Source organism: Siminovitchia acidinfaciens (assembly GCF_003605385.1).
Taxonomy (GTDB): Bacteria; Bacillota; Bacilli; order Bacillales; family Bacillaceae_C; genus Siminovitchia; species Siminovitchia acidinfaciens.
The window spans coordinates 345,735-371,654 of sequence record NZ_QYTV02000004.1; the positions used below are offsets into that span (position 1 = coordinate 345,735).

The following is a 25,920-nucleotide window of genomic DNA, read 5'->3' on the forward strand; positions in this document are numbered from 1 at the left end:
TGTGAATCATGGATTGCACACTTTGAACAACAGGTTTCGCGCTTTGGAAATGACTCGGGGTTCGCTCATATAGTAGCAAGTTTCAATCTTTCAAAACCGCTAGATCTTAACCGAGACTTTCGCTCGCTGAATCGCCAAACTATCCTTAAAAAGGAGGCACAAACATGGAATTAAAAGGAATCCACCATGTATCCGCCATGACGGCAAACGCAGCACAAAATCTGGACTTTTATACAAATACATTAGGAATGCGTCTAGTGAAAAAGACGGTGAATCAGGATGACCCATCAGTTTATCATCTTTTTTATGGGGATGAAAAAGGGAATCCCGGAACGGAGCTGACTTTTTTTGAAATTCCGATGATGGCCCGTCATCGTGAAGGCGTCTGTAGCATCTCCGCCACTTCCCTGCGTGTGGCTGATGATGCTGCACTCGAATATTGGAAAAACCGCTTCGCTATACTTGGGATTGAGCATGACAATATTAAAGAAAGGTCAAATCGCAAAACGCTCGCGTTCAGGGATCCGGAGGGACAGCACCTTATCCTTGTATCGGATGAAAATAACAATGGCGTCGCAGGCGGGGTTCCATGGAAAAAAAGTTCAGTCCCCGAGGAAAAGGGAATTCTCGGACTGGGACCCGTTCAATTGACTGTGCGATACGCGGAACGCACAACAAAGGTATTGACTGAGTTGCTGGGATTTCGGGAAAGAGGAAGCTATCCATCCCATTTGGACGGCCAGCCTGATATCCTCATTTTTGAAACAGGTGAAGGCGGCACAGGGTCCGAAATTCATGTTGAGGAAAGAAAGGAACTACCGCCTGAAAGGCTCGGGCGAGGAGGGGTTCATCATGTGGCCTTCCGCGTGGAGGATGAAGCCGAGCTTCGGACATGGATTGACCGTATCACAAAAGCAGGCTTTCAAAACACGGGGTTCGTCGACAGGTTCTATTTCCGCTCTCTTTATTTCAGGGAACCCAATGGTATTTTGTTTGAACTTGCAACGGACGGGCCCGGCTTCGACACGGATGAGCCGCTTGAACATTTAGGCGAATCGCTCGCACTTCCTCCGTTCCTGGAGCCAAAACGGGCAGAAATTGAAGCGAAATTGAAGCCGCTATAACAGTGAGGAAATCATATGAAGACTAAACTAATGGTATTTACAGGGATCTTGACGATACTGCTAACAATTTCCCTAATAGGAACGAAATCATTTTTTAACCAACGAGAAATCAATGCCGCAAAAGCCGGATGTGAACAAACAGGAGGACAACCCGTACTGGAAGAAGGCTTCCTGACTTTGAACTACTATTTTCAATGCGAATAATCAAGTGGGAAGAAAGCTTTGCGCTTCTTCCCTCTCCTTCATTTTGTTCCAGGTGCCGCCATGTCTACTCCCTTGATCCGATGCCTATGACCGTCGTCTTCCGTTGTATAAAAATCATAATAATGAACATGCATGCCGTTTCCGACCGGAATCGCCGGACCGGAATATGCTTTGTAATGGTGTGTATGCCCATCCTCAAATAAAACATACCCTTCGACGTAATGTACGTGGCTTCCTTCCTTTGTCGGGATTGCTGGGGATGTAACATCCAAACATTGATGTACATGACCATCGTTTACACTCGTGTAATCGACCGACCCGTGATTATGCCCAGGAACATACCCAGGAGCGAAATCATCTTTCCCTACCCTTTTCATCGCTTGGCATCACTCCTTTTCTCAATTGAATATATGAATCGATTGAATAAATATGCCCGGGCAAGGGGTTCATATTGGAACTTGAGAACCCTTTTTCAGCGTCATGCCAGCATTTTTTCTAAAAATCAAACCTACCATAACAGATGCTGCTGTGACGAATCCTGTCATCAATAACGGATAAATCGCCAGATAAATCATTATTTCAAAAACGGCCGCGACAGTTCCCAACACGCAGACGATGCCGTTTAAAATAAATAGGCGCATTATTAAGCGGCCCCTCTTTTCTTTTGTAAAAACAGGAGCAATAAAAAAGGAGGCCAGCCCCAAAAATAGAGTCCATCCGAGCAGATTGATTGAATAAAAGGCGGATGTCGGGTTCCATTGGACGAATTGCTCCAATCCCTCAAGCTGACCATTTAATATGCTAAGCCTGACAGCAGTAAATTGAACGAAGTAGTTCATGCTTGAAAAAGCTGTAAACATGAGTGCAAAACATACGGATATTCTCGTCAAAAACTTTTTTTCAGGAGAAGCATATTCGTGCACACAGCAAACCATCACCACAAAAAGAGGCGCTGATATGAAGGCCATCGTTTGGCATAGACTGTAATAATTTATATATGACAAGCTGAAGCCTGCAACCGTGTCAGAGATTCCCCGCCATTCGGGAATGGGAAAGGCAACGAGCAAAGCAACCATGCCGATCGCATAGCCGATTCCTGTCAATGCAAACAAAATCGATGACCAAAACCCAACTTTAAATGCCAGTTGATTAACTGGATTCCCCATAATAAACGCCTCCGAATTTTATAAATATTGCAATTATTTTATCATAGTGAATTGGTCTGTAATCGGCTTTTCCAAACATTTCATTTCTTTAGTCTGCAGATCTTTTTCCCTGTTCATGAAAAGAACAAGTGAAACAAGCGCTGTTCCAAGCCATACAAGCAACATAGTCCCTGCCAGGACAGGCAACAAGGTGAATTCGAATACAGATTGGCCCAGTGCAGTTTGGACACCAATCAGTATAATTGCAAACATCCACGCAAGGCTCCCAGAATGGATTATCCATTTTTTCAAGCGTTCACTGTCTTGAACTTTTCCCAAAAGCCATCCGGGCAAGATCAATGTTTGCAAAGCATGGAACCCCAATCCGTGGAGCACAATCAGGTTTCCTTCACTTCCTGTAAATCTGCTTTGCAGCAGAATCATACCTATTCCTGCGAGATTGGCAGCAAAAACCGATACAAATGCATAGCGGATACCGAGAATAACCAACGGCCTCTGAGAAACTTTGAAAAATTGAATCATGAGTAAAAAACACAACGTTACAAGCAAAAGTGAATCGATACCAAAAACGGCCCCTGCGATTATATCGATGGCCGATCCTTCACGTGAAAACCGGGGATTCAAGCCGCGAAAATGCTGGATTGTTTCAACTGCATAAGCATACAGGGAGGCGCTGATGAACAACCACCGGATCACTTTCTTCTTTCGTACGCTATACCCGGCTAACGGGAGAATCGCTGCGATGGAAAGAATAAATATGCCGATAGCTGCATTAAATGAGAAGGCATCACCCAAATTGCCCTCAGGTAAAACTATGGGCCCGCGAATTAAAATAAAAAATGCTGTGAGGGCCGCTAGCAAAAATCCGATCAAACTTGTGATTACAAGCCCTTTTTCTCCTTCAAACATCTTAACTCTTGACATCTTTCAACCCTTCTTTCCATTTATTTATCAATCAATAAATAATTTGTCAAAAAAAGAAAGCTAAGCTCACTTTCTTTTTTAAGCCTCCCCTTTGATCAATTGCGGTAGATCCAACACTTCTGAAAGAGTAATCAGAAGTCCTGTGCCAATAAAATGTGCAGCAGTCCTGTTAGCGCGTGGAATTCCTGCTCTTTCAAACTTCAAAGTCAGTGCATCAAACATTGTTTGATGCAACCTGCGGACATGATCCCTTATTCCTTCCTCCGAAATCGAATGTGCCTGCATAATGAGCAAAACCTCGTCCCTGTGTGTCTGGATCGTCTCCGAAAACGCGTGGCCCATCACTTCAATCAATTGATCGGCAGGGACTTCCACTTTGGAAAATGTATCATAGAGACGACTGAACGCACGGTCAATTACCGTTTTGAACAGTTCTTCTTTATTCTTGAAAAAATGGAACACGTATGGTTGCGTTACCCCCGTCGCCTTTGCTACCATCGCAGTCGTAGCTTTATAATAGCCCATCTCTGCAAATATCCCGACGGCGTTTTCAATAATGAGTTCTTTTTTATCTTCCTTGACCATGTGATCATCCTTTTTTTATTTATCGATAAATAAATACTATGCCAGATGAAGTTTTATGTCAATCAAAAATCACGATACCATTCTTCAACACCTCCGAAAGGTTCTTCCAGGAACTGAGGTCTTCCTTAACGCTATCCGCCTCGTCAGTTATAATAGTAAGAAATGCGAAAGCGCCGGTTTAACACTTCGGTGCCAACGGCAATCCTTAATTCTAGACGAAGCATTTAACGAATAAAAAGAACGCAATATCACCATCCCAGTGAGAGAGGGCGTGTAAATTTGAAAGAATGCGGACACCTTCAGCCGAATGCCAAGGAGATGCAGAAACTCTGCGTCTCTTTGGTTCCGATTTTTAATCATTTGCGGACAGAAGAAATGCAAGAGATCGTCAAAGCCACACGGTCATCGAAATATGTGCGCGGCGAAGAAATTTACGGCGCCGGCGACACTTCCGCTCATTTATACATTGTCCATCGGGGCCGGGTGAGAATTTTTTGTTTGTCCGAATCCGGCAAGGAGCAGCTCATCCGGATCTTGGAGCCGGGCGACTTCATGGGAGAACTCGCCTTATTTTCAGGCTCCCCCTTTAACCACTACGCCGTCGCCATGGAAAACACCGAGCTCTGCGTCATGAGGCGAAGCGATTTGGAGGCTTTTCTAAAAAAATATCCCGCCATCTCCCTGAAAATCATGGAAGAATTCAGCAGACGCCTGGAGCGGACGGAAAAACTCATCAGCAGCCTGACATCGCAAGATAGCGAAAAGCGCATAGCCGCCTACCTTGTAGAGCTGGCCAAAGATCAAGAATCGACCCCGATCACCCTGCCCATGCCGAAAAAAGACATCGCCTCCTATCTGGGGACCACTCCGGAAACCGTAAGCCGGAAGCTGGCTGACTTTCAGGAAAAAGGATGGATTGAACAGATAGGACAAAGGAAAATGAAGATTTTGGACATGGACGCGTTGGAGACTCTTTAAGGTTGTGCGCGGTTAACTACGGGTAGGATATATGTGTAAGGGCACACCTTAATCTGACCAAGCGCCGTTTGGTTACAATTTTACAGATGAAAATGCTTTGAATGGAGGAATGGGATTTGTTAGCATCGATTGAAAAAGCGGGAGAAAACTATATTGTCCGATTTGAACGGGCCTTGAACTATACCGTTGAAGAAGTATGGCCATGGTTGACAGAAAATGAAAAACTGGCCCAATGGTTTTCAGAACTTCGGGTTGGAGAACTTGGTAATAGCGGATTCATGCAATTTGATATGCAGGACGGCACCTGTGAAAAACTGGAGATTACCGACTTTACAAATGGCTCCGTCTTAGAATTTGCCTGGTGGGACGACAGCGTCCGTTTCGAATTGCATGAAGCATCGATTGGCTGCGACCTTGTTTTAATAGAAACAATGAACAAAATTACAGACCATACACCCAAAGACCTTGCCGGCTGGCATGTGTGTCTGGATGTGATTGGCGCCCTGCTGGATGGTCAGCACATTGAACGGATGACGGAATGGAAAAAATGGTATGAAAAGTATGTGCAAGCGATTGAGAAGATTACTTGAAACTACGGGTTCAGACCCCCACCACTTGAACGCGTTAAGTGTGCAGGGGTCTGAAACCCCACCCTTTACAATGTGTCTAGGCTAGAAACTTTAATATCGGTAATCAGGAACCCATCAATGTATTTTAGAGTATAGGTATTTTTAAATTTCTTCGTTTTTCCAGTGTTATCTGTATCATCCGAACCATAAATAGTAAATACTTCTGTACAGGTAACAGAATATACTCCATCACCGGAGCTAATTATACTATCTATCGTATAGTCCTCTAATTCCACTCTGATATCCCTTTTATAAGTACTTTCAACATAGTTTAATTGTTCTTCGTAAATAGGGCTTCCGGGATTTAAATAATCTTTAATATAATAGCCGTCTCCATAGTTTACACCGTATTCATAGTTGGTTAAATATTGATCCATCACATAGCTGACTTCCTCTTTATCCTTAGCAACCGCCACATTTTTGTAATGCTCTGCAGCTTCCTCTTTAGTCGTTTTCGTTAAAGTTTCACTTATGCCATTCATAGTCATGGTTAAGCCACGATCTTCAGCAAGGGAAAAAGTAATGTCTGTGTCGTCCAACATTGCATTTAAAGAACTATAAGTAGCGTAGCTTTTCTTCAGTTGCTCAGAATCTCCGGTTTGTAAAAAGGTAAAGGTACCCTTTTTATTCACCTCTAAATATATTATCCCTTCATCAACATCAGCCTTCCATACACCAGCTATATCCTCAAAGGCTAATTCATTAGAAAAGATCATTGTATTTTGATAGTACGCATTAGAAAACTGATTTAAATCATCTACGATGACCTTCTTATCTCCCATGTTCTCCATAAAATATAATTTATCATCGTCGGAACTAAATGCGAGATTACCAAAATAATGGGAAAATAGGTTCACGCCGCTGGCAACTTTTTCATTATTTAAAAATAGGTCCTCGTCATCTGTTTTATAAATAACATCCCCCTTGGAAGTGACCTCATAATACATGACAGAGCTTGCCACTTTTTCGGGGGTTTCGTCTTTTAATTGAAATAGATTTTCATCTTTATCTGTAAAGAACACCTTACCGTTCTTCACCTTAAAATCCAACACATCACTTGCAAGCTTAGTGGAGTTTTCATCATTTTCCTTTTTCTTATACAGGTTATCATCATTATTTACATAGTAATAATAACCATCTTCATATTGAAAATCCCGAATATCGCTAGCAAGCTTCTTAGACGTTCCTCCTTCAGATATGGAAGAAACATATATATCCTGTGAGCCATCCTCTATGTTGTAATAAACAAGATTTGAACCCACTTTGATTATGTATTCCGGTGAAACCTCATTACCAGTTATTTTAATACTCTGTTGATCATCAGCACTCTTGTAATACAACGCATAATCTTCGTTCAAATAAGCAACTTCCTCTTTATCACTTAAGCTAGTAAAAGAAAAAACATCGCTGGCAATTTCAGTTTCCTGTTTATCCTCGATATTGTACATGAGGAAATTGCCACCCTCATTCAAATAATAAATATGGCTCCCTATAAGTTTATAATGGGTAACACGAGAAGCAATTTTATCCTTCTCATTTTCGCCTATGATGACATACAAATCCCCTTCAGGATTTTGGAAGGTCACGATATCTTTATCGTAATTTCCATTAACAGCGATGACATCCTTAGCAAGCTTAGACTTTTCCTTTCCTTTTACGCTTTCAAACAATTCATTTTCTTCATTGATAAACAGCACTTTTTCCTGGCTATTAATATAGTAATAAAAGCCATCCTTCACTTTACTGGCAATTTTCTCTTTTTCTTTTCCGTGAGAAATTAGATATAAGTCTCCAATACTTTGGTCAGATTCCCCAGTATATTTTTCTTCGAACAATAGAAAATCATTATGAATCTTATTAGGTTTTTTTTGACCCTGAGCCTGATTTTTGTTGCAGCCGGCTAACAAAAATATCCCAAGTACTAGAAGTAAAGCCATAAACCGCTGACTGTTCAAAACGGACACCCCTTTTTAATGATAACCTACTTTAATACCGCTTCTATTTTACTATATTAATGACTTTATCTGCTAATTTTAAAAATTCAATTTGGAGGATGGTTTTCCATTAGAAAAGGTATTGGAGTAGTTCCAATACCTTTTCTAGCTTCTTTACTTAATTTCTCTTCGGACTGCGCACCGTCCCTAACCGGGTGACCCATTTTTATTTCGCAGTCATCGACTCCCGATTTCTCTAGAAAATCGCATCTGTCTATACAGTTCACCGTAGAGAATTTAATGGGTTTCTACTCTTGCCTAGGGAAAGTCTAAAGGCTTTGAAGACTGAATTTAAACAAGCCTGTTACTCTAACCCATAATAGCCGCAAACAACATATCCCACTGATTTTGCTGCGACAATCAGTGCATCTTCATCTATGTCAAATTTCGGATGGTGATTGTAGTAAGGTTTTTCGACTCCTTTTGGAGTAGCTCCAATGTAAAAGAAGCAACCAGGGATTTTTTCTAAATAGTAGGCAAAGTCTTCGGATGGTGACATCATTGGATACTCAAGAACCTGCTTAATATCTGGGTCATTCGCACCTTCAAGACTTGCTTTCACTTCTGCGGTAACTTCTGGGTCATTATATAATGGCGGGTAATCAGAGGTATAGGTTAACTCACATTGCACACCAAACTCAGCTTCGATCCCACTGACAATACGGCGGACTTCCTTTTCAATAATCTTCTTCGTTTCCAAATTCATATAGCGAATGTCACCTTCAAGTTCCACCCGATCTTTAATGACATTAAAGGTACCTTTCCCGTCAAAGGAACCTATAGTGATGACCCCCATATCAAACGGATTTAAACGCCGGCTAATAATCGTTTGGACAGCTGTAACAAAATAGGAACCCGCGACAATCGCATCATTTGCCAGATGCGGGGAAGATCCATGACCGCCAACACCTTGGATTCCCAATTTAAAATAAGACCTGCCGGCCATCGAAAAACCGCTGTGGTAGCCCACAACACCTGCTGGATCCATCGGAAGCAAATGAATCCCGAAAATATTGTCTACATCGTCCAGGACTCCGGATTCAACTATGCTTTTAGCACCTCCGGGCGGTACTTCTTCTGCGTGCTGGTGAATGATTTTGATTGTACCAGGAATCTCGCCTTTCAATTGGATCAGGCAATCCGCAAGTACTAATAAATAAGCAGTATGTCCATCATGACCGCAAGCATGCATAACACCTTCATTTTTTGATTTAAAGGGGAGCCCAGTTTCTTCCATAATCGGAAGTGCATCAAAATCTGCACGGAGACCTATCGTTTTTCCCGGCTTTCCACCTTTAATAGTCACGATAATCCCATGACCATTCCCTACATTGGATTGGATTTCCACTTCTTTTCCCTTATAGAAATCTAAAATATATTGGGCCGTTTTTTCTTCTTTAAAGGATAACTCAGGGTTTTCGTGTAAATAACGGCGAATTTGAATCATTTCCTCTTTACGAGCTTCCAACATCTCCATTAGTTGTTTTTTCATGATATGTCCTTCCTTTATAAATGCTTAGCTCTACTCGAGCCCATAATAGCTGCAAACGACTTGTCCAACAGATTTCGCAGCGACCAGAAGACAATCTTCATCAATATCAAATTTCGGATGATGATTGAAATAAGCCGTCTCTACCCCTTTTGGTTTACAACCGATGAAAAAGAAACATCCCGGAATTTTTTCTAAATAGTAAGCAAAGTCCTCAGAACCAGAAAGCATTGGGTATTCCCCTACTTCCTTAATATCCGGATCATCCATGCTTTCAAGTGCGGCAACGACATCTGCGGTCACTTTCGGATCATTGTATAGCGGGGGATAATCAGCCGTATACGACAGATCGCATTGAACATCAAATTCCACTTCAATCCCTTTGGCAATCCGACGTACTTCTTTTGCGATTAACTCTTGATTTTCAACCGTCATGTAACGGACGTCCCCTTCAAGCTCCACACTGTCTTTAATCACGTTGAAGGTTCCTTTGCCATCAAAAGACCCGATGGTAATCACTCCGTGTTCAAACGGATTTAAGCGGCGGCTGATGACTGTTTGAACGGCCGTGACAAAATGAGCGGCCGCGACAATCGCATCATTGGCTAAGTGCGGCGAAGAACCATGCCCGCCAACACCTTGTATAACTAATTTAAAAAAGGATCTTCCGGCAAGCGAATACCCGCTGTGATAGCCAACAAAACCCGCAGGATGTGTTGGGAAAATATGGATACCAAAAATATTATCAACATCGTCCAGGACTCCGGATTCAACGATGCTTTTTGCACCGCCAGGTGGTGATTCTTCAGCGTGCTGGTGAATAATTCTTATCGTACCAGCAAGGGAAGATTTCAATTGAATAAGGCAATCCGCAAGGATCAATAAGTAAGCAGTATGTGCATCATGCCCGCATGCATGCATCACGCCTTCATTTTTCGATTTAAATGGGACATCTGTCTCTTCCAAAATGGGAAGGGCATCAAAATCCGCACGGAGAGCAATCGTTTTTCCCGGCTTCCCACCTTTAATGGTCACGATAATCCCATGACCATTCCCAACATTGGACTGGATTTCCACTCCTTTTCCCTTATAGAAATCTAAAATATATTGGGCCGTTTTTTCTTCTTTAAAGGATAACTCAGGGTTTTCATGTAAATAACGGCGAATTTGAATCATTTCCTCTTTACGTGCTTCTAACATGCCCATTAATTTTTCTTTCATTATCTAGGTCTCCTTCATTTCAAAAGGTAATTTGGGATACCAGCATCACAAGTCCAGAGCGCCCAACCAAGTTTATTAAGTAGCTGGTGATTGTGTTGGTTCCGGTGTTTTTCTTGGGGCCTTTTTTCCAGGAATAAATGCCATTATGGAAAGTAAAGAAAGAACTGCGAAGATAACGTTTGTAATGATTCCCGCAGCTGCTGCAGCTTCTAAACTCCCAACGGTTTGAATCGCGCCATACACAGTCGCTGAAATTGCTACACCGAATGAACCGCCAAGAGAACTGGCCATTTTGTAAAGCCCGGAAGCTTCCCCTACCTTATTTGATGGTGCACTAGAAACGGCGGTATCTGTAGATGGTGTTGCGTACATGCCCAGTCCGATACCGAAAATGGCATATCCACTGAAAACAACAACCGTATAGATTAAATCAGGTAAAAACGTTAATCCCATCACCGCTACACCAATCGTCGTAAGAATCGCTCCCCAAACCATTGGTGTTTTTGCACCGGTCCGTTGTAATATTTTCTCGCCCACACGGATCATCGCTAACACCGCGACTAAATACCCCAGTGATAGCATCCCGGCCTGGAATTCCGTAAATCCACGGCCAACTTGAACATAGGTATTCGCAATTACAAGTGTTCCGGCTACTGCGTTTAACAAAAAGTTGGAAATGGTTGAACCTGTGTACGGTCTGTTTTTAAAAAGCGCGAAATCAATCAGTGCATGTTCTTTCTTTTTTTCCACTCTTATAAAAACAAAAAACCCAATGATTGAAACAGCGGCTAGACCTAATGTTAGAGGGCTTAACCAGCCAAAATCCTTGCCCCTTGTGATGACAAGATTTAATGCAACCATCGTGACAATAAAGATCGCCAATCCACCAAAGTCAAACTTAAATTCACCTGACTCTTCGCCTTTACTTTCTGGAGTATCCTTAATTAACCACATAGCAAGCAAGGCGAAAATAATGGAAAAAATAAATATCCATTTCCATCCCATATAGGTTGCAATGGCACCGCCGGCAAATGAACAAACTCCTGATCCGCCCCAAGAACCAATGGACCAGTAGCTCAAGGCACGCTGACGTTCAGCTCCTTCAAAATACTCTTTCATTAAAGCAATCGTTGAAGGCATAATACATGCAGCTGAAAGACCTTGGATCACACGTCCGATGATCAACAGCGCAGAACCATTGGCTAAGACAAGACAGAGAGAACCAATCACACTTAATATTAAGCCTAGGTAAGTAATTTTTTTGCGGCCAACCTTATCGGCCACCCCTCCGGCAGCAACGATAAATATCCCTGAAAATAATGCCGTTAAACTGATGGCTACATTCAGCATCCCTAATGAGATGCCCAAATCTTTCTGTACTGCCGGAACAATGTTAACCATTGCTTGAGCAAACAGCCAAAACGTAAGGACCCCAAACACAATCCCAGTGATCATTTTATTTGTCCCTTTATAACCAGTACCCATGTTGAACCTCCAATTAATTTTTTTCAAAAATAATGAATCCTAATTAGTAATATTTGAATTGATGGTTGTCTCTATTCGCATGAATTACTAATACCTATAAAAGAACTACATGCAAAAATAAATAATTGGATTAGAGTTGCTGCATTTACAGCATTTGAAATTCTCTTACTTTTAAAAGTAATTGTTTGGAGTTTCCGCTGGGTAATGGTTTTCATATTAGGGATAAAGGGAACGGTTTCTCTTTTCCGAAACAAAAAACACCAAAAAATACAAAACTTCCTCTATATGTTTGGAAATCCATATTATGATATTGGCATTGGTATTTAAGCCCATTCCCCCGCACCACACCACTCTGTTTTCCTAGCCCCATTCATAAGAAAAAACATGTCCACATATATATCATTAAAAAGACCATCCGCTAATGATGAAACGGGGTGCCATATGTTTATTTATGTTGTGAAACTGGGGGATTCTTTGTTTTCAATCGCGGCAAAGTATCGGATTTCGATGGACAGCCTTCGCATCACTAACGGCCTTAGAACAGACCGGCTTGTTCCCGGACAGGATTTGCTGGTCCCATCCAATGTATATATCGTTCAGCCGGGAGATTCTCTTTTTTCCATCGCCCAGACCGCTTTCATTCCGGCTGAAACGATCCGCCTCTATAATGGCTTGCAATCGGATGCCTTGACCGTAGGGATGGAGCTTTATTTACCGCCAAGACAAAAATATTCTGAGGAAGGGCTTAGTTATTTGACTCCATCGACTCCCGCACAAAATCGGCTCAATGTCCAAACCTTCGCGCCGATCATTAATGATTTTGCCGTTTTTGAGTATCACGTTTTGGATGATGGAAGTTTAAGTGCGCTGGATGATCAGCAGCTCATCTCTCTTATAAGGGAGAATGGTTCGACACCGATTGCGGTCATCACTAATTTGACGGAGAGCGGATTCAGCTCTCAATTGACTAAGAGGATTTTGAATAACCCGACTCTCCGGCAACGGGTTATCAATAACATCTATAATTTGGTCAAGAGTAAAAATTACGCCGGTGTCAATGTGGACTTTGAACAGGTCCTTGAAAGTGAACGGGATTTATACAGCGGGTTTTTGGCAGCCCTGAGGGATCGTTTGAAACCGGAAGGCTTCACCATTTCTGCAGCGGTTCCCGCAAAAACCTCCGACAATATTCCTTGGTTGAGAGGATTCGATTATGGCGGCATCGGAGCGGCTGTCGACTTTATTTTTATCATGGCATATGACTGGCACGAAGCTGGCAGCCAACCGGGGCCGGTTGCTCCAATTACAGAAGTGAAAAAAACACTCGACTATGCCTTGACGAAGATGGGCAGGAATAAAATTGTGTTGGGGGTTCCCCGCTACGGATATAATTGGACAATGACAAACGGATCAGTCGAAAGCGCAAGTGCTCTTTCCGTCTCCAATGCTTTTACGACAGCGATGAAATATCAAGTTCCAATCCAATATTCTGCAGAATTCCAGCAGCCTCATTACACATATTGGGATGAAAATGGAAAAAGGCACGTCGTCTGGTTTGAAAATGTGCAGGCACGGGCAGCAAAATTCCAATTGGTGGTCGACTATAAGCTCAGAGGCGTAGGCGCATGGCAATTGGGCCTGCACTTTCCACAATCTGCATTCTTGGTAAGGGAGTTTTTTAGAAAAAAAAGATAAGGCGGCCTGTACACAAAAAAAGATCCTTTTACCAGGGCCGAAGCCTCGGTAAGAGGATCTTTTTTTATTCATAAATTTCTGCTTCCCATTCCGGCTTGATTTCTACTCCGATTGTATCCGCCACTTCCTTGTTCACCATGAACTTCAACGTTTTCGGCGGCTCGGCAGGAATATCGGCAGGCTTGGCTTCCCCTTTTAAAATTTTGACAGCCATTTCGCCAGCTCCATGTCCGACTTCGAAGAAATCTACGCCAAATGCGGCAAATGCTCCCCTTGGAACAGAATCAAGGTCTGCCGCCAATAAAGGCACCTTTGCAGAGGTGGCCACGTCTGCAACTGACTCAAAAGCCGATACGACTGTATTATCCGTAATGACATAAAATGCATCGACTTGGTCGGCAATCGACTCCGTTGCCTGCTTCACGTCAGCACTGGTTGAAACTGTCGCTTCGACCAATTCCAATCCGTATTCATCCATCTGCTTTTTAATCTTGTCGATTTGCGCACGTGAGTTTTGCTCACCGACATTATAAACTGTCCCGACTTTCTTCGCTCCCAATTCATCCTTCAAGTATTCCAAGGCTTTTGGAATCGAATCAGGATGGTGATGGCTTGTCCCAGTTACATTGCCGCCTGGTTCTTCCATTGAAGCGATCAATTCTGCACCTACCGGGTCAACGACTGAAGTAAAAACAATCGGAATTTCTGTTGTTTTACTCAATGCCGCCTGAGCGCTCGGTGTAGAGTTGGCAAAAATCAAATCGACGTTTTGACCGACAAGATTGGAAGCAATCGAGTCATTGGCACTGTTATCTCCCTGTGCATTTTGCATATCATATTCAACGTCAAGTCCAGCTTCCTCAATCGCCTTCTTGAAACCTTCCGTAGCAAGGTTCAGCGCAGGATGCTCCATAAGCTGTGTGACGCCAATAGTATATGTTTCCTTACTCTCCTTTTCACCTTCATCGGCCGGCTTTGGTTCAGGCGAAGCCGAGTTGCTGCTGCACGCTCCAAGGATGAAGACGGCCCCTATTAACGAAAGAAGACCCTTTTTAATTCTCATTCCGACAAATACCCCCTTTTTTCTTTAAAACTCCCTATTTTCTGAATTAAGGGAAATTATAGACCAGTACGGATGCGCTGTCAATTAAAATTCTTCAATAAAAGCACTTTTACCCTCCCCTATACGCATTGCACAGAGACTGGTGGTCTTTAAAGCCAAAAATGGCAGACATTCATGGGCATTTGCCTTGTTAAGGACTTTCTTAGGGCAAACGCCCACCCTTGTACAGTAGCAGCACATAGGATGAAATGGGAGTAAATAGACTAAATAGTTTAAAAAAAGGGGTTGCTTTCTGCTCATGAGTAGGGAAGTATGTGCTTGTTGTGAAAACTTCTTTTGGAAAAGCCAACTGTCGTTGCTGCCAAATGATTGGTATCGTCCTCGCATGAAATACTGTCCGCTATGCTATCCCGATGTCTTAGAAAGTTATTCAAAATTTCATTTTGATTATGGACACTAGATGGAATTAAATTTTCTACAAAATAAAGAACCCTCACGGGTTCTTTCTATACACTGATTTCAAATTCTTTGATTTTCCTATATAGGGTGCTCCTTGCTATCCCGAGCTCCTTTGCTGCTTCCAGGACGTTTTTCGTTTTACGAAGTGCCTTCAATATAGTCTCTTTTTCTACTTCTCTTAAAGAGAGCTGCGACACAGACTTCCTTGAAGCGTATCCGCGCAAACTGCTTGGCAAATGGCCCGCTTGAATTTCCCCCGTGTGCCCTCGCGCCAGTAGGTAGGCCCGCTCGATGACGTTCCGCAGTTCACGGATATTGCCCGGCCACGGGTATTCGACCAACATCTGTAAAGCTTCTCCGCTCACCCGCTCTGGCCCTTCCACATATGAATCTTCCAATTCCCGCATCAACTCTATGACAAGCCCTTCAATATCTTCCGGCCTCTCTCTCAAAGGAGGGATTGTCAAGGACAGCACATTCAGGCGGTAAAAAAGATCAGTGCGGAAAGTGTTTCCGTAGGCGATCTCCTCCGGCAGATTCCGGTTCGTCGCTGCAATGATCCGGATATCCACTTCGCGCTCCTTTGTGTCCCCGAGACGGACAATCCTTTTCGTTTCAAGCGCGCGTAGTAAAATTACTTGGAGATCCATCGGCATATCACCGATTTCATCAAGGAAAAGCGTCCCATTGTGGGCAGCTTCAAATTTTCCGATGGCGCCTCCTTTGCGCGCTCCCGTAAACGTTCCTTCCACATAACCGAACAACTCACTGGCAATTAAATTTTTGGGGATGAGCCCCGTGTTTACAGAAATGAGGGGGCCGACCCTACGATCGCTCATTTCATGGATGGATCTCGCCACCACTTCTTTACCCGTCCCGGTCTCTCCTAAAATTAAAACATTCGCATTCGATTGCGCGGCGATCCGCGCCGTCTCCAACTCAAGCTGGTACTGCTCATTTCTTGTCCTTACCCGGCCAAATTTCATTACAGGGAACGAGCTTCCCCCTATTCGCGGCTTTAACAACAATAGTTGTTTTTTTCTGGCTTCATGGGAAGTGACTTGAAAGGTATCATATAACTTACGAATCATTTTTTTCGTCAGCCTGTCCCCCCTGCCTAATCCCGTCAGTTCTTCCGCTTTTCGGCTCAAATATTGGATCGTCCCATTATCGGAAAGTGCGATGATTGCCTCTTCACTGATCTGCCCCCATGCTTCCAGAACGATTTCATTCACACGGCCTTCTTTTCTTGTGCTTATTTTAAAAGGTTCCGGCTTAATATTTTTATCGGAATCCCAAACGATATCAAACTGGCCATCAGGCAATGCCTTTCCTATCCTCACAGGCCTTGACAGATGACTCCCCTTTGCGTCTACACGAAGCGTCCCGCATGCCGTATCCATCCTTTTTCCTCCTATGTACCCTGTAATTTTTTTGCGGTCACAGGCCTTTGTCTTCAGGATTGAATCAAGTACGATTTTTGTTCCTAAATAAGTATTGTACATGACGGATGAAACTGCTATTTTTGCTTCGGAAAAACGATAAAACCGCTGGACGAACGATTGATTGAGAGGGTTGGATAATGATTGAAAATAACTGGCGGAACTGTAATGTCCCGCGCCGAACTCAGCCCCCATGGCTTCTATTTCCGTCTCTTTTGTAATCGGGCTGAAAATTGGAGCGGTTTCCGGATCAAGGCCCATCTGGGAATAAGTGCGGTAAAACGCAGGCACGCTTTTACCCACCAACGTGGAAAAGACCACATCCGGCTTTTTTAAAATGATATCTTGAATCACTTCATGGAAGTCCTGATGGCCAAAAGGCACATATCTTTCAGTGGTGACTTCTCCATTTTTAGCAGTGGCATATGCCTTGACTTGTTCATTCGTTTTCCGTGGGTAGATATAATCGTTTCCAATCAGGTAGATGCGTTTACCATAATGGCGCATAAAATAATCAATTAAAACGTGGACTTGCTGATTGGGGACCTCTCCGGTGTAAAAAACATTGGGATGATCTTCCTGCCCCTCGTAAAGGGTCGGGTAAACAAGTAGGCAGTCGTATTTTTCCATGACTGGCAAAACAGCCTTCCGGCAGGCGGAAGTGTAACAGCCAATGAAAATTCGAACTCCGTCACGGGCAAGCGCTTCTGCTTCTCCAGCGCTCTTCCTAGGATCCGAGCGAATGTCCCGGACAACAGCTTCGATTTCTGCATGCTGATTATTGTACTCGTTGATAGCAAAACGGGCAGCCTCATACTGCCCTTTTTCCGTGATTGACGTCGTTCCTGTCAAAGAAAAAAGAAGCCCGACTTTTATTTGCAATCCATTTTCTCCCCCTATGTCCCATTTTAGGAAAACCGTCTCAAAATCGGACACGTCCTATTATCACCTTATATAATATATACAAATTTCTAATAATTCAATTAATGTGTCCTTTTTTAAGACATGGGAAAAAACAGAACCCCTTATCTATCGGCTTTTGGCTTGGCACGAAACTTGCAATATTTTTTAAGCGAAAGGAGGGCTCAAGCAGCACTGCTTTGTCACATAAGTTTCAATCCGTTTCTACTTATTTTAAAAAAGGAGAGGATTCAGGTTGAAGTTAACAATTCAAGAAAAGTTGGAGGATAAGGGTATCACTGTAAAAGACGGACATCTTCCCCTGCTTCAGACCCGATGGGACGCAATTCAGGCTTTGAAGGAGAAAATTGACAGTGCAAATCTTGATGATGCTGACATAAGTCTTCGCAATACTCCTGGAGGTGACCACATTGAGTAAAGAACTCATTACAAAATCAGTGGATGAATTGGCGCCGCTTTTAGAGAAGAAAGAAGTGTCATCGCTTGAATTGACAAAAGCAGTACTTGACCATGCCGAAGCCCTCAACGATACAATCAATGCCTACGTCAGCTTCAGACGCGAAAAAGCGGAAAAGGAAGCGGAACAGGCAGACAAGGAGATTGCATCCGGAAACTATAAAGGAATGTATCACGGCATTCCGATGGCCATAAAAGATAACATCTATTTCAAAGATGAAGTAACAACGATGTGCTCCAAAATCCATGGAGAATTCGTTTCCGATTATGACGCAACCGTCATTTCCAAAATGAGGGAAGCCGGCATCGTTTTCACCGGAAAACTGAACATGCATGAATATGCATGGGGAATTACGAATAACAGCCCGCATTTCGGAGCAGTCAGGAACCCATGGAATCTTGAAAAAATCCCAGGCGGATCGAGTGGAGGTTCTGGTGCGGGGGTAGCTGCGGACATGACGGTAGCAACGCTTGGAACAGATACCGCGGGATCTATCCGGATTCCATCGTCTTCCTGCGGAATCGTCGGGCTCAAGCCAACGTTTGGCCGGGTCAGTAAATATGGCTGCTATCCGCTCGCCTGGTCACTCGACCATATCGGACCGATGACAAAAACTGTAAAAGATGCGGCCGGCCTGTTGGAGGTAATCGCAGGCTACGATCCGAATGACCCGACGTCCGCCAATGCTCCGACGGAGAAATACACGTCCAAGCTGACCGGGGATGTAAAAGACCTTGTCATCGGTATTAACGAAGAATACTACTTCAAAGATGTGGACTCTGACGTTGAAAAACTTGTCAGACAAGCCATCAAGACGCTTGAAAGCCAAGGGGCGAAAGTTGAGACTGTTGAAATACCCGCCCTGCAGTATTCCGAGTATGCAGAGCTCGTCACTTCCCTCTCGGAAGCGTCGGCAATCCACCATCGCGACTTGCAAAAGCGCCCGGACGATTTCGGTGACGATATCCGCCTGCTTTTTGAGCTTGGAGAGCTCTTCTCATCTGTCGATTACTTGCAGGCCCAGCAGCTACGCCGCCAGCTGAAGCAAGACTTCAAGAAAGCTTTCGAGAAAGTGGATGTCCTGATGGCGCCGACACTCCCGGTCATGTCGCCTGATATCGGAAGCGACTTCGCTGACCTGAACGGAAAACAAGTAGACCTCATTGACAACTTCATCCGCTTCATGGGGCCATGCAACCTTGCGGGACTACCTGCAATGACAGTCCCATGCGGACTTAAAGACGACATGCCGGTCGGATTGCAGATCATCGGCCCGGCATTCAGCGAGAGCACTGTCTTAAACGCAGGCTATGCTTTCGAGCAGACCAATCCGTTAAAAGGAAGAAAAGCGGAAGTCGGAAGCCCTGTGAAATAAGGGAACAATAACGTAAAAGAAAGCATTATTAAAAGGCACTTCATTTTTTGAAGTGCCTTTTTTTATTTTATAATTATTTTTACACCGTATCGAGCGATTTTCCCAAATGCCCCGCCCTGCTCGGCTCCTAGGCCTAGGCAGCTCCAGCTTCAACAACAACATCACTTCCCTCCTTACTCTTTCTATCATTTAAGGGCCATAACATCACCCTTCATTTAACAAATGTTTAGTCGCATCATGCCCATGTGAACGATTGTTGCTTTCAATTCCATTTTTTACGAAATATGGGAATACCAATAATTATTTTAGCCATGATATTGAATGTTGGTTAATTTTCATCGGGACCTGCTGGGTAAAGTAAATCAATAATCATTTCTCTAAAACTCATCTTTTGTTTATTCCTTTTGGAATTTGACCATTCTATTTACTGCATGGCCTATATAGGCAGTCATTTAGTTTGGGGTTCTTTCATTTTTTTAAAAAAACTTACAAACACCCTGTCCTTGCAACTACTAAATATTTTATGAAAGCGAGGATTGAATGATGAAACTCTGACTGCTTATTTGATGGAATAAAAATAATGAATATGTATTTTTAAGGGAGGTTTTAGTAGTGAGTACGATTGCTCAAAAAAGGAGCTTCGGAGCTACTGTTTGGAATTATTTGACAACTGTGGACCATAAAAAAATTGGTGTTTTATATTTTTCCGCAGGGTTCTTCTTCTTTCTTCTGGGCGGAATCGAAGCCATGATCATCCGTATCCAGCTCGCAGTGCCAAATAATGACTTTGTGAGCGCCGGTACGTATAATGAAATGCTTACGATGCATGGAACGACGATGATTTTCTTCGCGGCCATGCCGATTTTGATAGGTTTAATGAATTCAATTATGCCTCTTCAGATTGGAGCCCGGGATGTTGCCTTCCCATTTTTGAATGCCCTGGGTCTTTGGCTGTTTGTCTTTGGGGGACTGCTTGTAAACGCATCCTGGCTGCTTGGGGGTGCACCTGACGCAGGTTGGACTTCCTACGCTTCACTTGCGATGAATTCCACCAGCCATGGCATAGACTTCTATGTAACCGGAATCCAGATTTCCGGGTTTGGGACACTCATGGGGGGAATCAACTTCCTTGTCACAATCATCAACATGCGTGCGCCTGGAATGTCTTATTTAAGAATGCCTTTGTTCTCTTGGACGACATTCGTCACATCAGCCATGATCTTATTCGCCTTCCCTCCGCTAACTGTTGCCTTGTTCCTGTTGACCTTTGACAGGATGTTCGGGGCCAATTTCTTCAACGTTGCAGCTGGAGGAAACACAATTATTTGGGAACACTTCTTCTGGATCTTTGGACACCCGGAAGTGTACATCCTAATCTTGCCGACATTCGGCATTTTCAATGAAATCATCCCGGTTTTTTCGAGAAAAAGGCTGTTTGGCTATTCATCAATGGTATTTGCTACTGTATTGATTGCATTCCTTGGTTTTATGGTCTGGGCCCACCATATGTTCACAGTCGGGCTTGGTAATATCGCAAATGCGATCTTTGCTGTAGCTACAATGGCAATCGCAGTACCGACTGGTATCAAAATTTTCAACTGGCTTTTTACCATGTGGGGAGGAAGTATAAAGTTCACCACCCCCATGCTTTATGCTGTTGCATTTATTCCAACATTCGTCATGGGCGGGGTAACTGGAATCATGGTAGCTACTGTACCGGCGGATTATCAGTACCATGATACATACTTTGTCGTTGCCCACTTCCACTATGTAATCGTAGGCGGAGTCGTATTAGGTATCTTTGCAGCCGTACACTTCTACTGGCCAAAAATATTTGGAAGAATGCTGAATGAAACTTTAGGGAAAATCACATGGGCATTGTTTGTTATTGGATTCCATTTGACATTCTTGATCCAGCATTGGCTTGGATTGATGGGTATGCCGCGAAGGATTTTCACTTTCCTTGATGGCCAGGGATTGAACACAGGAAACTTCATAAGCACCATCGGTTCTGTACTGATGGCAGTCGCGGTAGTAGTATTATTAATTAATATTGTAATGAGTGCTGCCAAACGAGAAGCTGTTGCAAACGATCCGTGGGGGGACGGGCGCACACTCGAGTGGGCTATTGCTTCACCTCCGCCATTTTACAACTTCAAACAGCTTCCGTTAGTCCGCGGACTCGATGCTTTCTGGCTGGAAAAAATGGATGGAAGAACGGAGTTGACGCCGGCTGAACCAATTACTGATATTCATATGCCAAACGGATCCATCATTCCATTTATCATCTCACTCGGTTTCTTTATTGCTTCCTTCGGAGTGATCTACCATCAGGAGCATGCATGGGGAATCCCGGTATTGATTTTCGGACTGGTAATTGTTTTCGGCTCCATGCTTACACGTTCCTTGAAAGACGACCATGGCTATCATATTCCTAAAGCAGAATTGATGGGAAGTGAAAAAGGACAAGCTTAAAGCGATTGTAAAATAAGCTCCCAAGGGTCTGACCAGAAAATCTGTACAGTGAAAACTGATTTTCTGTGACAGACCTTTGTTTTTTTTATATTTAAGGAATCGTCTAAATGAAGGGACGAAGCAATGCTATTTGCTCAATTCATCGGTAATATAGGATGAATCCCTTGTTGCTAAGCAGGTTAAAATAAATATTATTCATCTAGCAAAGACCCGAAGCAACATACAATGTACAATCCTGAAAACCCGGTTCATTGATTGCAGTTGCAGGCGGCAACTCGAAAATGCTTGTCGAAGTTGCTTTTCTGGGTCCTGCGCGAGTAACATGAGCCTTGGGACCCTGCAGGACGCGAAGCGCCGAGGAGACTCAAGCAAGACCGCGCAAAAGCGTCCACCTGGAACGGAAATCAAAGGACAATATTATTTTTTCTTTTAGATCTGTACGCCTATACGGAGTACCGGGCCCTGGATCAACGGCTTATTCACTCGATTTACTCTTCCTTCTTGCATATAACAACTCCATTCGAGACAAGATAAAATCAGACGAGTTCACGTGGTTACCCGTAATATAGCAATTCCATGTCATAACTTGCACAAATTCAAGAAAAGTCTCGTTTTAAGGAGCTTTTTATATGCGCAAAAAAATTCCAATTCCGAGCGTCCAGTCTTCTTCAGAAACGATCGAGTGGGTGGAGAGTAGACTCAAATCCTTTGATTTTGTACATAAACCGCTTAAAATCCACAATAAAAGAATCATGCTTTTATATATTAAAACAGTCGTAGACGGACAAAGGCTTCAAGAGAGCATCATCAAACCTTTTTTCGAGATGTCTTCTATTGAAGATTTGGAGGCCTATTTTTCTTCTCTTCCTAATCAGATGGATATTGAGTCAAAGGAGCAAATTTTGCTGGAGCTTACAAAAGGCAGCGTTTTGATTCACATCAACGACTCTCTGCTCCTGTTTGATTTTAATCTGGTGAGTAATGATAATGTTCTCGAAAGCAATATTGAGCCTACGATTCAAGGCCCGCAGTATGCTTTGAGCGAAGCCCTCATGACGAATCTGAACTTGATCAGACAGCGCTATCACCAGCCATCCCTCACCATCGAAATGTTCACCATTGGAAAAAAATCGAACCAATCACTTGCACTTATTTATGACCAGGATGGTGTGCACCAGAATGTGCTTGAAAAAGTGAAGCAAAGGATTGACTCCCTGGACAGGGACATCGTCCAATCGACATCGGAGCTTCTTTTCCTTATCAACAATAAAAGGTTCTCCTTATTTCCCAATATGATGATGACCGAAAGAACGGACCGCATCGTCTATAATATAGCAGGCGGAAAAGCCGTCCTGCTTCTGGATGGCGATTCAAACGCCATAATCGCTCCAGCTGTCTTTTTTGATTTCATGACTTCCATCGAAGACAGCTATCATACCTATTGGGTAGCCAAATTCGCCATCATGCTCAGGTATATTGGCCTTTTCATTTGTTTAATTCTGCCGGGGTTATATGTTGCTGTCATCTCCTATAATCCTGATGTCTTCCGCACGGAGCTGGCGCTGTCAATTGCGGGCAGCCGGATCGGGGTACCCTATCCTTCATATATTGAAGTTCTGTTCATGCTATTTGTGATGGAACTTTTAACTGAAGCGAGCATCCGCCTCCCAAAAGCTGTGAGTGCAACAGCCACCACTGTAGGGGGCCTTATTTTGGGTACCGCGGCTACTGAAGCTGCCTTGTCTTCCAATGTTATGATTATTATTGTTTCTGCGGTAGCCATTTCCACCTTTGTCATTCCCATTAATGAGATGAGCCTGGCCATAAGGGTGTTCAGATATGTCATCCTCTTTTTTTCCACCGTCTCGGGAATGGCTGGACTGATGCTAAGCCTCATCGGCTTTATTATGTATTTGACAAACAAGAGGAGCTTTGGAGAGCCTTATTTGAAATTTTTCTTCAAAGGTCGCAAAGAAGAGATCAAGAGGAACGAAACATGAACCGCTTTTTGTACTACTTGATATTTGTCAATATGGCCGCAAATATGATATCCGCTGTTTCGAAAATTCTTATGGACCACAGAATGGCTGGTACAGTAACATCCATTCTTCTGTCTATCATTTTCGGTTTGATCCTTCTTTACATAAACGGCAAATTTTTCAATCAATTTCCAGGCAAGGACTTCCCTGCATTGCTGAAAGAGCATGCCCCTTCTTGGATGTACTGGCCATTAACTGTGTTGATTGCCTGCGTCTGGTTTGCAGCAGGACTCATGACATTAATCACCTATTCTTTCATGCTCAAGCGATTTTTGACACCGGACATGCCCATCACCTGGATTGCTTCCAGCTTTTTAATCATCGTTTCTTTCGGAATTTTGATGAATACGAAAAGTGTCATATATACGGTAGAAAATGTGCTTATATTATCGTTGCCACTTGTTCTCTTTATCGTATACAAGGCCTTTTCAAACGACCAGTTCGAATGGGATTTTGTCAGGGAGGCTATCATGCATTTTAATCATCTCCCCGATTACAGTGCCTTCTCGGCTGCCTCCTTCGTATTTGCCGGCTCATCAAACATGATCATTTTCAATCGGGTATTTACACATACCAAAATCCGCGTAACGTGGAAGCAAATGTGTTTTGTCGGCGTAGTCGGGACCTTTGTGCTGGCAACCCTGTACCTTGCCCCGATAGGATTGAACGGGTTTCAGAAGATCGATCATCTTGTGTATCCCGCCATCTCAGCAAGCGACACACTGCGAATGGAGTTCGGGATTATTGAGCGTGTGCTATACCTGTTTCTGCCGTTATTTTTGGCCATTTCTTTTTTGAACCTCCTAATACATTGGCATGTCGCAATTGAGACGTGCAAGAATATGATCTGGTTCAAAAAGTTTGAGTGGAAAAAAAACAACCTGACTCCCTATCTGTATCTCGTAATATTTTGGATCATCACTCTAATATTGGTTAAGACTCTCTCGGAATACACCCTTCTTTTATATTCAAGGTATTTTTATAATTTGATCCCGGCGATGACTCCTCTTTTCTTTTTCAGCTTCTGGATTATTAAAAGGAGGGCAAAATCATGAACCGGAACCGTTTTTATAAAATAATTGCGGCCTGTATCATCTGTCTTTTCTTGTCCAGTTGCGGCTTTAAAGATATCGATAAACGCATTTTTGTGCAGGCCATCGGTGTCGACCACTCCGGCAATGAAGAGAAACCGTTTAAAGTTACTTTAAAGCTGGCTGTCCCTTCAGGCTCTTTAAAAGAGGCAGGGACCTCCTACACTTATTTATCCAGAGAGGACTCTACCCTGGCCGGTGCGATTCGCTTTTTGAAGACCCACGTGGACAAGGAACTGGATTTCGGTCATACAAAGGTGCTCGTTTTCGACCATAAAATTTTAGAGAAGGACATCAGGGAGGCATTGGATTTTTTCATAAGAAGAAGAGATATCCAAATGATTTCATGGGTGGCGATAGGAGACCCTTCCGCCGAAGAAGTGTTAAAAGTCGAGCCTAAATCGGAAATGGCTGGGTCAACTGTCCTTACAAACCTTTTCTCTGGCAACGGTGTTGAAAGTTCCTATATCGTATCAACCTTTCTTTTTGATACGAGGAGGAAAATTGTGGAGAGTGGCATCGAACCTACTATTCCTATTATTAGAACAAATAAAGACCGCTCAAAACTGATGGTCAACCAGGCTTATGTTTTTACGCCTGGTAAGAAACCAGTGAAACTTACCTCTAAACATACAAAAATCTTCAATTTAATGGCAAATCGTTCAAACAAACTGGACATAGAGGTAAAAAAGAAGGATGAGGAGTTCACCATGTCAGTGGAATCGGCGAAGGTCAAATACAAGATCATCACTTCCCCCAAAAAGCCGCCCGTCTTAAAAATGAAGATTAGGGTTACCGGTATTGTTGAAGAGTCTAAATTCAAAATGGACCCAAAAGACTTGAACACATACAGCAGACTCACTGCACAGCATACTAAAAAAGAGTCTTTGAAGTTTTTGAAATTTCTGCAGGAAGAAAACGTGGATCCATTGGGCTTCGGCCTGCGTTATAAAGCGACAAGGATAAGCAACGGTAAAAGAATAAACGAATGGAAGGAAATGTATCCAAATCTGGTCTTTGATGTAACTGTAGATGCAAAAATAAGGAGTACCGGAACGGTAGAGTAAACTTGTTGGCCAGACCCCCATCAGTTTAACGCGTTAC

At 43.2% G+C, this 25,920-nt stretch carries 21 protein-coding genes; 11 read left to right on the forward strand and 10 right to left on the reverse strand.

Translation table 11 applies throughout. From position 1 onward, the window contains the following. Nucleotides 1–164 precede the first annotated feature (164 nt). Together D4T97_RS11540 and D4T97_RS11545 are read left to right on the forward strand one after the other, a co-directional pair. Entirely contained in the window at nt 165–1,124 is a 960-nt protein-coding gene (locus D4T97_RS11540; RefSeq protein WP_126050828.1) for a ring-cleaving dioxygenase, read from the forward strand. A 15-nt stretch (nt 1,125–1,139) separates the two neighbouring features. Then, the gene (locus D4T97_RS11545) at nt 1,140–1,328 is read left to right on the forward strand and encodes a hypothetical protein (RefSeq protein ID WP_126050830.1); all 189 of its coding nucleotides are present in this window, start codon (nt 1,140–1,142) and stop codon (nt 1,326–1,328) included. Between the two features lie 38 nt (nt 1,329–1,366). Here the strand turns inward: D4T97_RS11545 and D4T97_RS11550 are convergent, their stop codons facing one another. The 4 genes from D4T97_RS11550 to D4T97_RS11565 form a co-directional block, all read right to left on the reverse strand. Then, the gene (locus D4T97_RS11550) at nt 1,367–1,705 is read right to left on the reverse strand and encodes a YmaF family protein (protein ID WP_126050833.1); all 339 of its coding nucleotides are present in this window, start codon (nt 1,703–1,705) and stop codon (nt 1,367–1,369) included. A 69-nt stretch (nt 1,706–1,774) separates the two neighbouring features. After that, a complete protein-coding gene (locus D4T97_RS11555) occupies nt 1,775–2,494 on the reverse strand; it encodes a hypothetical protein (RefSeq protein WP_126050834.1) in 720 nt (239 codons plus the stop codon). Between the two features lie 33 nt (nt 2,495–2,527). Continuing rightward, complete coding sequence (locus tag D4T97_RS11560) at nt 2,528–3,418, reverse strand: hypothetical protein (RefSeq protein WP_126050836.1); 891 nt, start codon at nt 3,416–3,418, stop codon at nt 2,528–2,530. A 78-nt stretch (nt 3,419–3,496) separates the two neighbouring features. Next, a complete protein-coding gene (locus D4T97_RS11565; RefSeq protein WP_126050838.1) occupies nt 3,497–4,003 on the reverse strand; it encodes a TetR/AcrR family transcriptional regulator in 507 nt (168 codons plus the stop codon). 279 nt (nt 4,004–4,282) lie between these two features. Between D4T97_RS11565 and D4T97_RS11570 the strand changes: the two genes are divergently transcribed. Together D4T97_RS11570 and D4T97_RS11575 are read left to right on the forward strand one after the other, a co-directional pair. Then, nucleotides 4,283–4,981 (forward strand): Crp/Fnr family transcriptional regulator, encoded by a 699-nt coding sequence (locus D4T97_RS11570; RefSeq protein WP_235872224.1) that lies wholly within the window; start codon nt 4,283–4,285, stop codon nt 4,979–4,981. 116 nt (nt 4,982–5,097) lie between these two features. Next, nucleotides 5,098–5,571: an SRPBCC family protein gene (locus tag D4T97_RS11575; protein ID WP_206435561.1), complete on the forward strand. Its 474-nt coding sequence runs from the start codon at nt 5,098–5,100 to the stop codon at nt 5,569–5,571. Between the two features lie 65 nt (nt 5,572–5,636). Here the strand turns inward: D4T97_RS11575 and D4T97_RS11580 are convergent, their stop codons facing one another. The 4 genes from D4T97_RS11580 to D4T97_RS11595 form a co-directional block, all read right to left on the reverse strand. Beyond that, on the reverse strand, nt 5,637–7,565 hold the full coding sequence (locus D4T97_RS11580; RefSeq protein WP_126050842.1) for a TcaA NTF2-like domain-containing protein: 1,929 nt from the start codon (nt 7,563–7,565) through the stop codon (nt 5,637–5,639). Nucleotides 7,566–7,908: 343 nt separating this feature from the next. Then, nucleotides 7,909–9,096, reverse strand: a complete 1,188-nt coding sequence (locus D4T97_RS11585; protein WP_126050844.1) for a M20 family metallopeptidase — start codon at nt 9,094–9,096, stop codon at nt 7,909–7,911. 30 nt (nt 9,097–9,126) lie between these two features. Beyond that, complete coding sequence (locus D4T97_RS11590) at nt 9,127–10,314, reverse strand: amidohydrolase (protein ID WP_126050846.1); 1,188 nt, start codon at nt 10,312–10,314, stop codon at nt 9,127–9,129. Between the two features lie 75 nt (nt 10,315–10,389). Next, nucleotides 10,390–11,799 carry an MFS transporter gene (locus tag D4T97_RS11595; RefSeq protein ID WP_126050848.1) on the reverse strand — a complete coding sequence of 470 codons (1,410 nt, stop codon included), beginning with the start codon at nt 11,797–11,799 and terminating at the stop codon, nt 10,390–10,392. A gap of 441 nt (nt 11,800–12,240) precedes the next feature. On the opposite strand from D4T97_RS11595, the gene D4T97_RS11600 reads away from it, so the two are divergent. Continuing rightward, the gene (locus tag D4T97_RS11600) at nt 12,241–13,494 is read left to right on the forward strand and encodes a glycosyl hydrolase family 18 protein (protein WP_126050998.1); all 1,254 of its coding nucleotides are present in this window, start codon (nt 12,241–12,243) and stop codon (nt 13,492–13,494) included. Between the two features lie 64 nt (nt 13,495–13,558). On the opposite strand, the gene D4T97_RS11605 is transcribed toward D4T97_RS11600, so the two are convergent. Together D4T97_RS11605 and D4T97_RS11610 are read right to left on the reverse strand one after the other, a co-directional pair. After that, nucleotides 13,559–14,557 (reverse strand): ABC transporter substrate-binding protein, encoded by a 999-nt coding sequence (locus D4T97_RS11605; protein WP_126050850.1) that lies wholly within the window; start codon nt 14,555–14,557, stop codon nt 13,559–13,561. A gap of 506 nt (nt 14,558–15,063) precedes the next feature. Beyond that, nucleotides 15,064–17,340 (reverse strand): transporter substrate-binding protein, encoded by a 2,277-nt coding sequence (locus D4T97_RS11610; RefSeq protein ID WP_126050852.1) that lies wholly within the window; start codon nt 17,338–17,340, stop codon nt 15,064–15,066. A gap of 274 nt (nt 17,341–17,614) precedes the next feature. On the opposite strand from D4T97_RS11610, the gene D4T97_RS11615 reads away from it, so the two are divergent. The 6 genes from D4T97_RS11615 (at nt 17,615) to D4T97_RS11640 (ending at nt 25,883) form a co-directional block, all read left to right on the forward strand. Beyond that, nucleotides 17,615–17,797 carry a hypothetical protein gene (locus D4T97_RS11615; RefSeq protein ID WP_126050854.1) on the forward strand — a complete coding sequence of 61 codons (183 nt, stop codon included), beginning with the start codon at nt 17,615–17,617 and terminating at the stop codon, nt 17,795–17,797. After that, nucleotides 17,790–19,211, forward strand: a complete 1,422-nt coding sequence (locus D4T97_RS11620; RefSeq protein WP_126050856.1) for an amidase — start codon at nt 17,790–17,792, stop codon at nt 19,209–19,211. The genes D4T97_RS11615 and D4T97_RS11620 overlap by 8 nt, the downstream gene beginning before the upstream one ends. Nucleotides 19,212–19,823: 612 nt before the next feature. Further along, nucleotides 19,824–21,686: a cytochrome c oxidase subunit I gene (ctaD, locus tag D4T97_RS11625; RefSeq protein WP_126050858.1), complete on the forward strand. Its 1,863-nt coding sequence runs from the start codon at nt 19,824–19,826 to the stop codon at nt 21,684–21,686. 629 nt (nt 21,687–22,315) lie between these two features. Continuing rightward, nucleotides 22,316–23,686, forward strand: coding sequence for a spore germination protein (locus D4T97_RS11630; RefSeq protein WP_126050860.1), 1,371 nt, complete (start codon nt 22,316–22,318; stop codon nt 23,684–23,686). Continuing rightward, nucleotides 23,683–24,780, forward strand: a complete 1,098-nt coding sequence (locus D4T97_RS11635; RefSeq protein ID WP_126050862.1) for a GerAB/ArcD/ProY family transporter — start codon at nt 23,683–23,685, stop codon at nt 24,778–24,780. Before D4T97_RS11630 ends, D4T97_RS11635 begins: the two co-directional genes overlap by 4 nt. Further along, nucleotides 24,777–25,883, forward strand: coding sequence for a Ger(x)C family spore germination protein (locus D4T97_RS11640; RefSeq protein ID WP_126050864.1), 1,107 nt, complete (start codon nt 24,777–24,779; stop codon nt 25,881–25,883). Before D4T97_RS11635 ends, D4T97_RS11640 begins: the two co-directional genes overlap by 4 nt. Nucleotides 25,884–25,920: the final 37 nt, after the last annotated feature.

Coding starts and splice junctions, on each gene's coding strand:
- D4T97_RS11590 (WP_126050846.1), bottom strand. CDS start 10,314: ATGAAAGAAAAATTAATGGGCATGTTAGAAGCACGTAAAGAGGAAATG.
- D4T97_RS11565 (WP_126050838.1), bottom strand. CDS start 4,003: ATGGTCAAGGAAGATAAAAAAGAACTCATTATTGAAAACGCCGTCGGG.
- D4T97_RS11600 (WP_126050998.1), top strand. CDS start 12,241: ATGTTTATTTATGTTGTGAAACTGGGGGATTCTTTGTTTTCAATCGCG.
- D4T97_RS11585 (WP_126050844.1), bottom strand. CDS start 9,096: ATGAAAAAACAACTAATGGAGATGTTGGAAGCTCGTAAAGAGGAAATG.
- D4T97_RS11545 (WP_126050830.1), top strand. CDS start 1,140: ATGAAGACTAAACTAATGGTATTTACAGGGATCTTGACGATACTGCTA.
- D4T97_RS11595 (WP_126050848.1), bottom strand. CDS start 11,799: ATGGGTACTGGTTATAAAGGGACAAATAAAATGATCACTGGGATTGTG.
- D4T97_RS11540 (WP_126050828.1), top strand. CDS start 165: ATGGAATTAAAAGGAATCCACCATGTATCCGCCATGACGGCAAACGCA.
- D4T97_RS11555 (WP_126050834.1), bottom strand. CDS start 2,494: ATGGGGAATCCAGTTAATCAACTGGCATTTAAAGTTGGGTTTTGGTCA.
- D4T97_RS11630 (WP_126050860.1), top strand. CDS start 22,316: ATGCGCAAAAAAATTCCAATTCCGAGCGTCCAGTCTTCTTCAGAAACG.
- D4T97_RS11560 (WP_126050836.1), bottom strand. CDS start 3,418: ATGTCAAGAGTTAAGATGTTTGAAGGAGAAAAAGGGCTTGTAATCACA.
- D4T97_RS11635 (WP_126050862.1), top strand. CDS start 23,683: ATGAACCGCTTTTTGTACTACTTGATATTTGTCAATATGGCCGCAAAT.
- D4T97_RS11605 (WP_126050850.1), bottom strand. CDS start 14,557: ATGAGAATTAAAAAGGGTCTTCTTTCGTTAATAGGGGCCGTCTTCATC.
- D4T97_RS11550 (WP_126050833.1), bottom strand. CDS start 1,705: ATGAAAAGGGTAGGGAAAGATGATTTCGCTCCTGGGTATGTTCCTGGG.
- D4T97_RS11640 (WP_126050864.1), top strand. CDS start 24,777: ATGAACCGGAACCGTTTTTATAAAATAATTGCGGCCTGTATCATCTGT.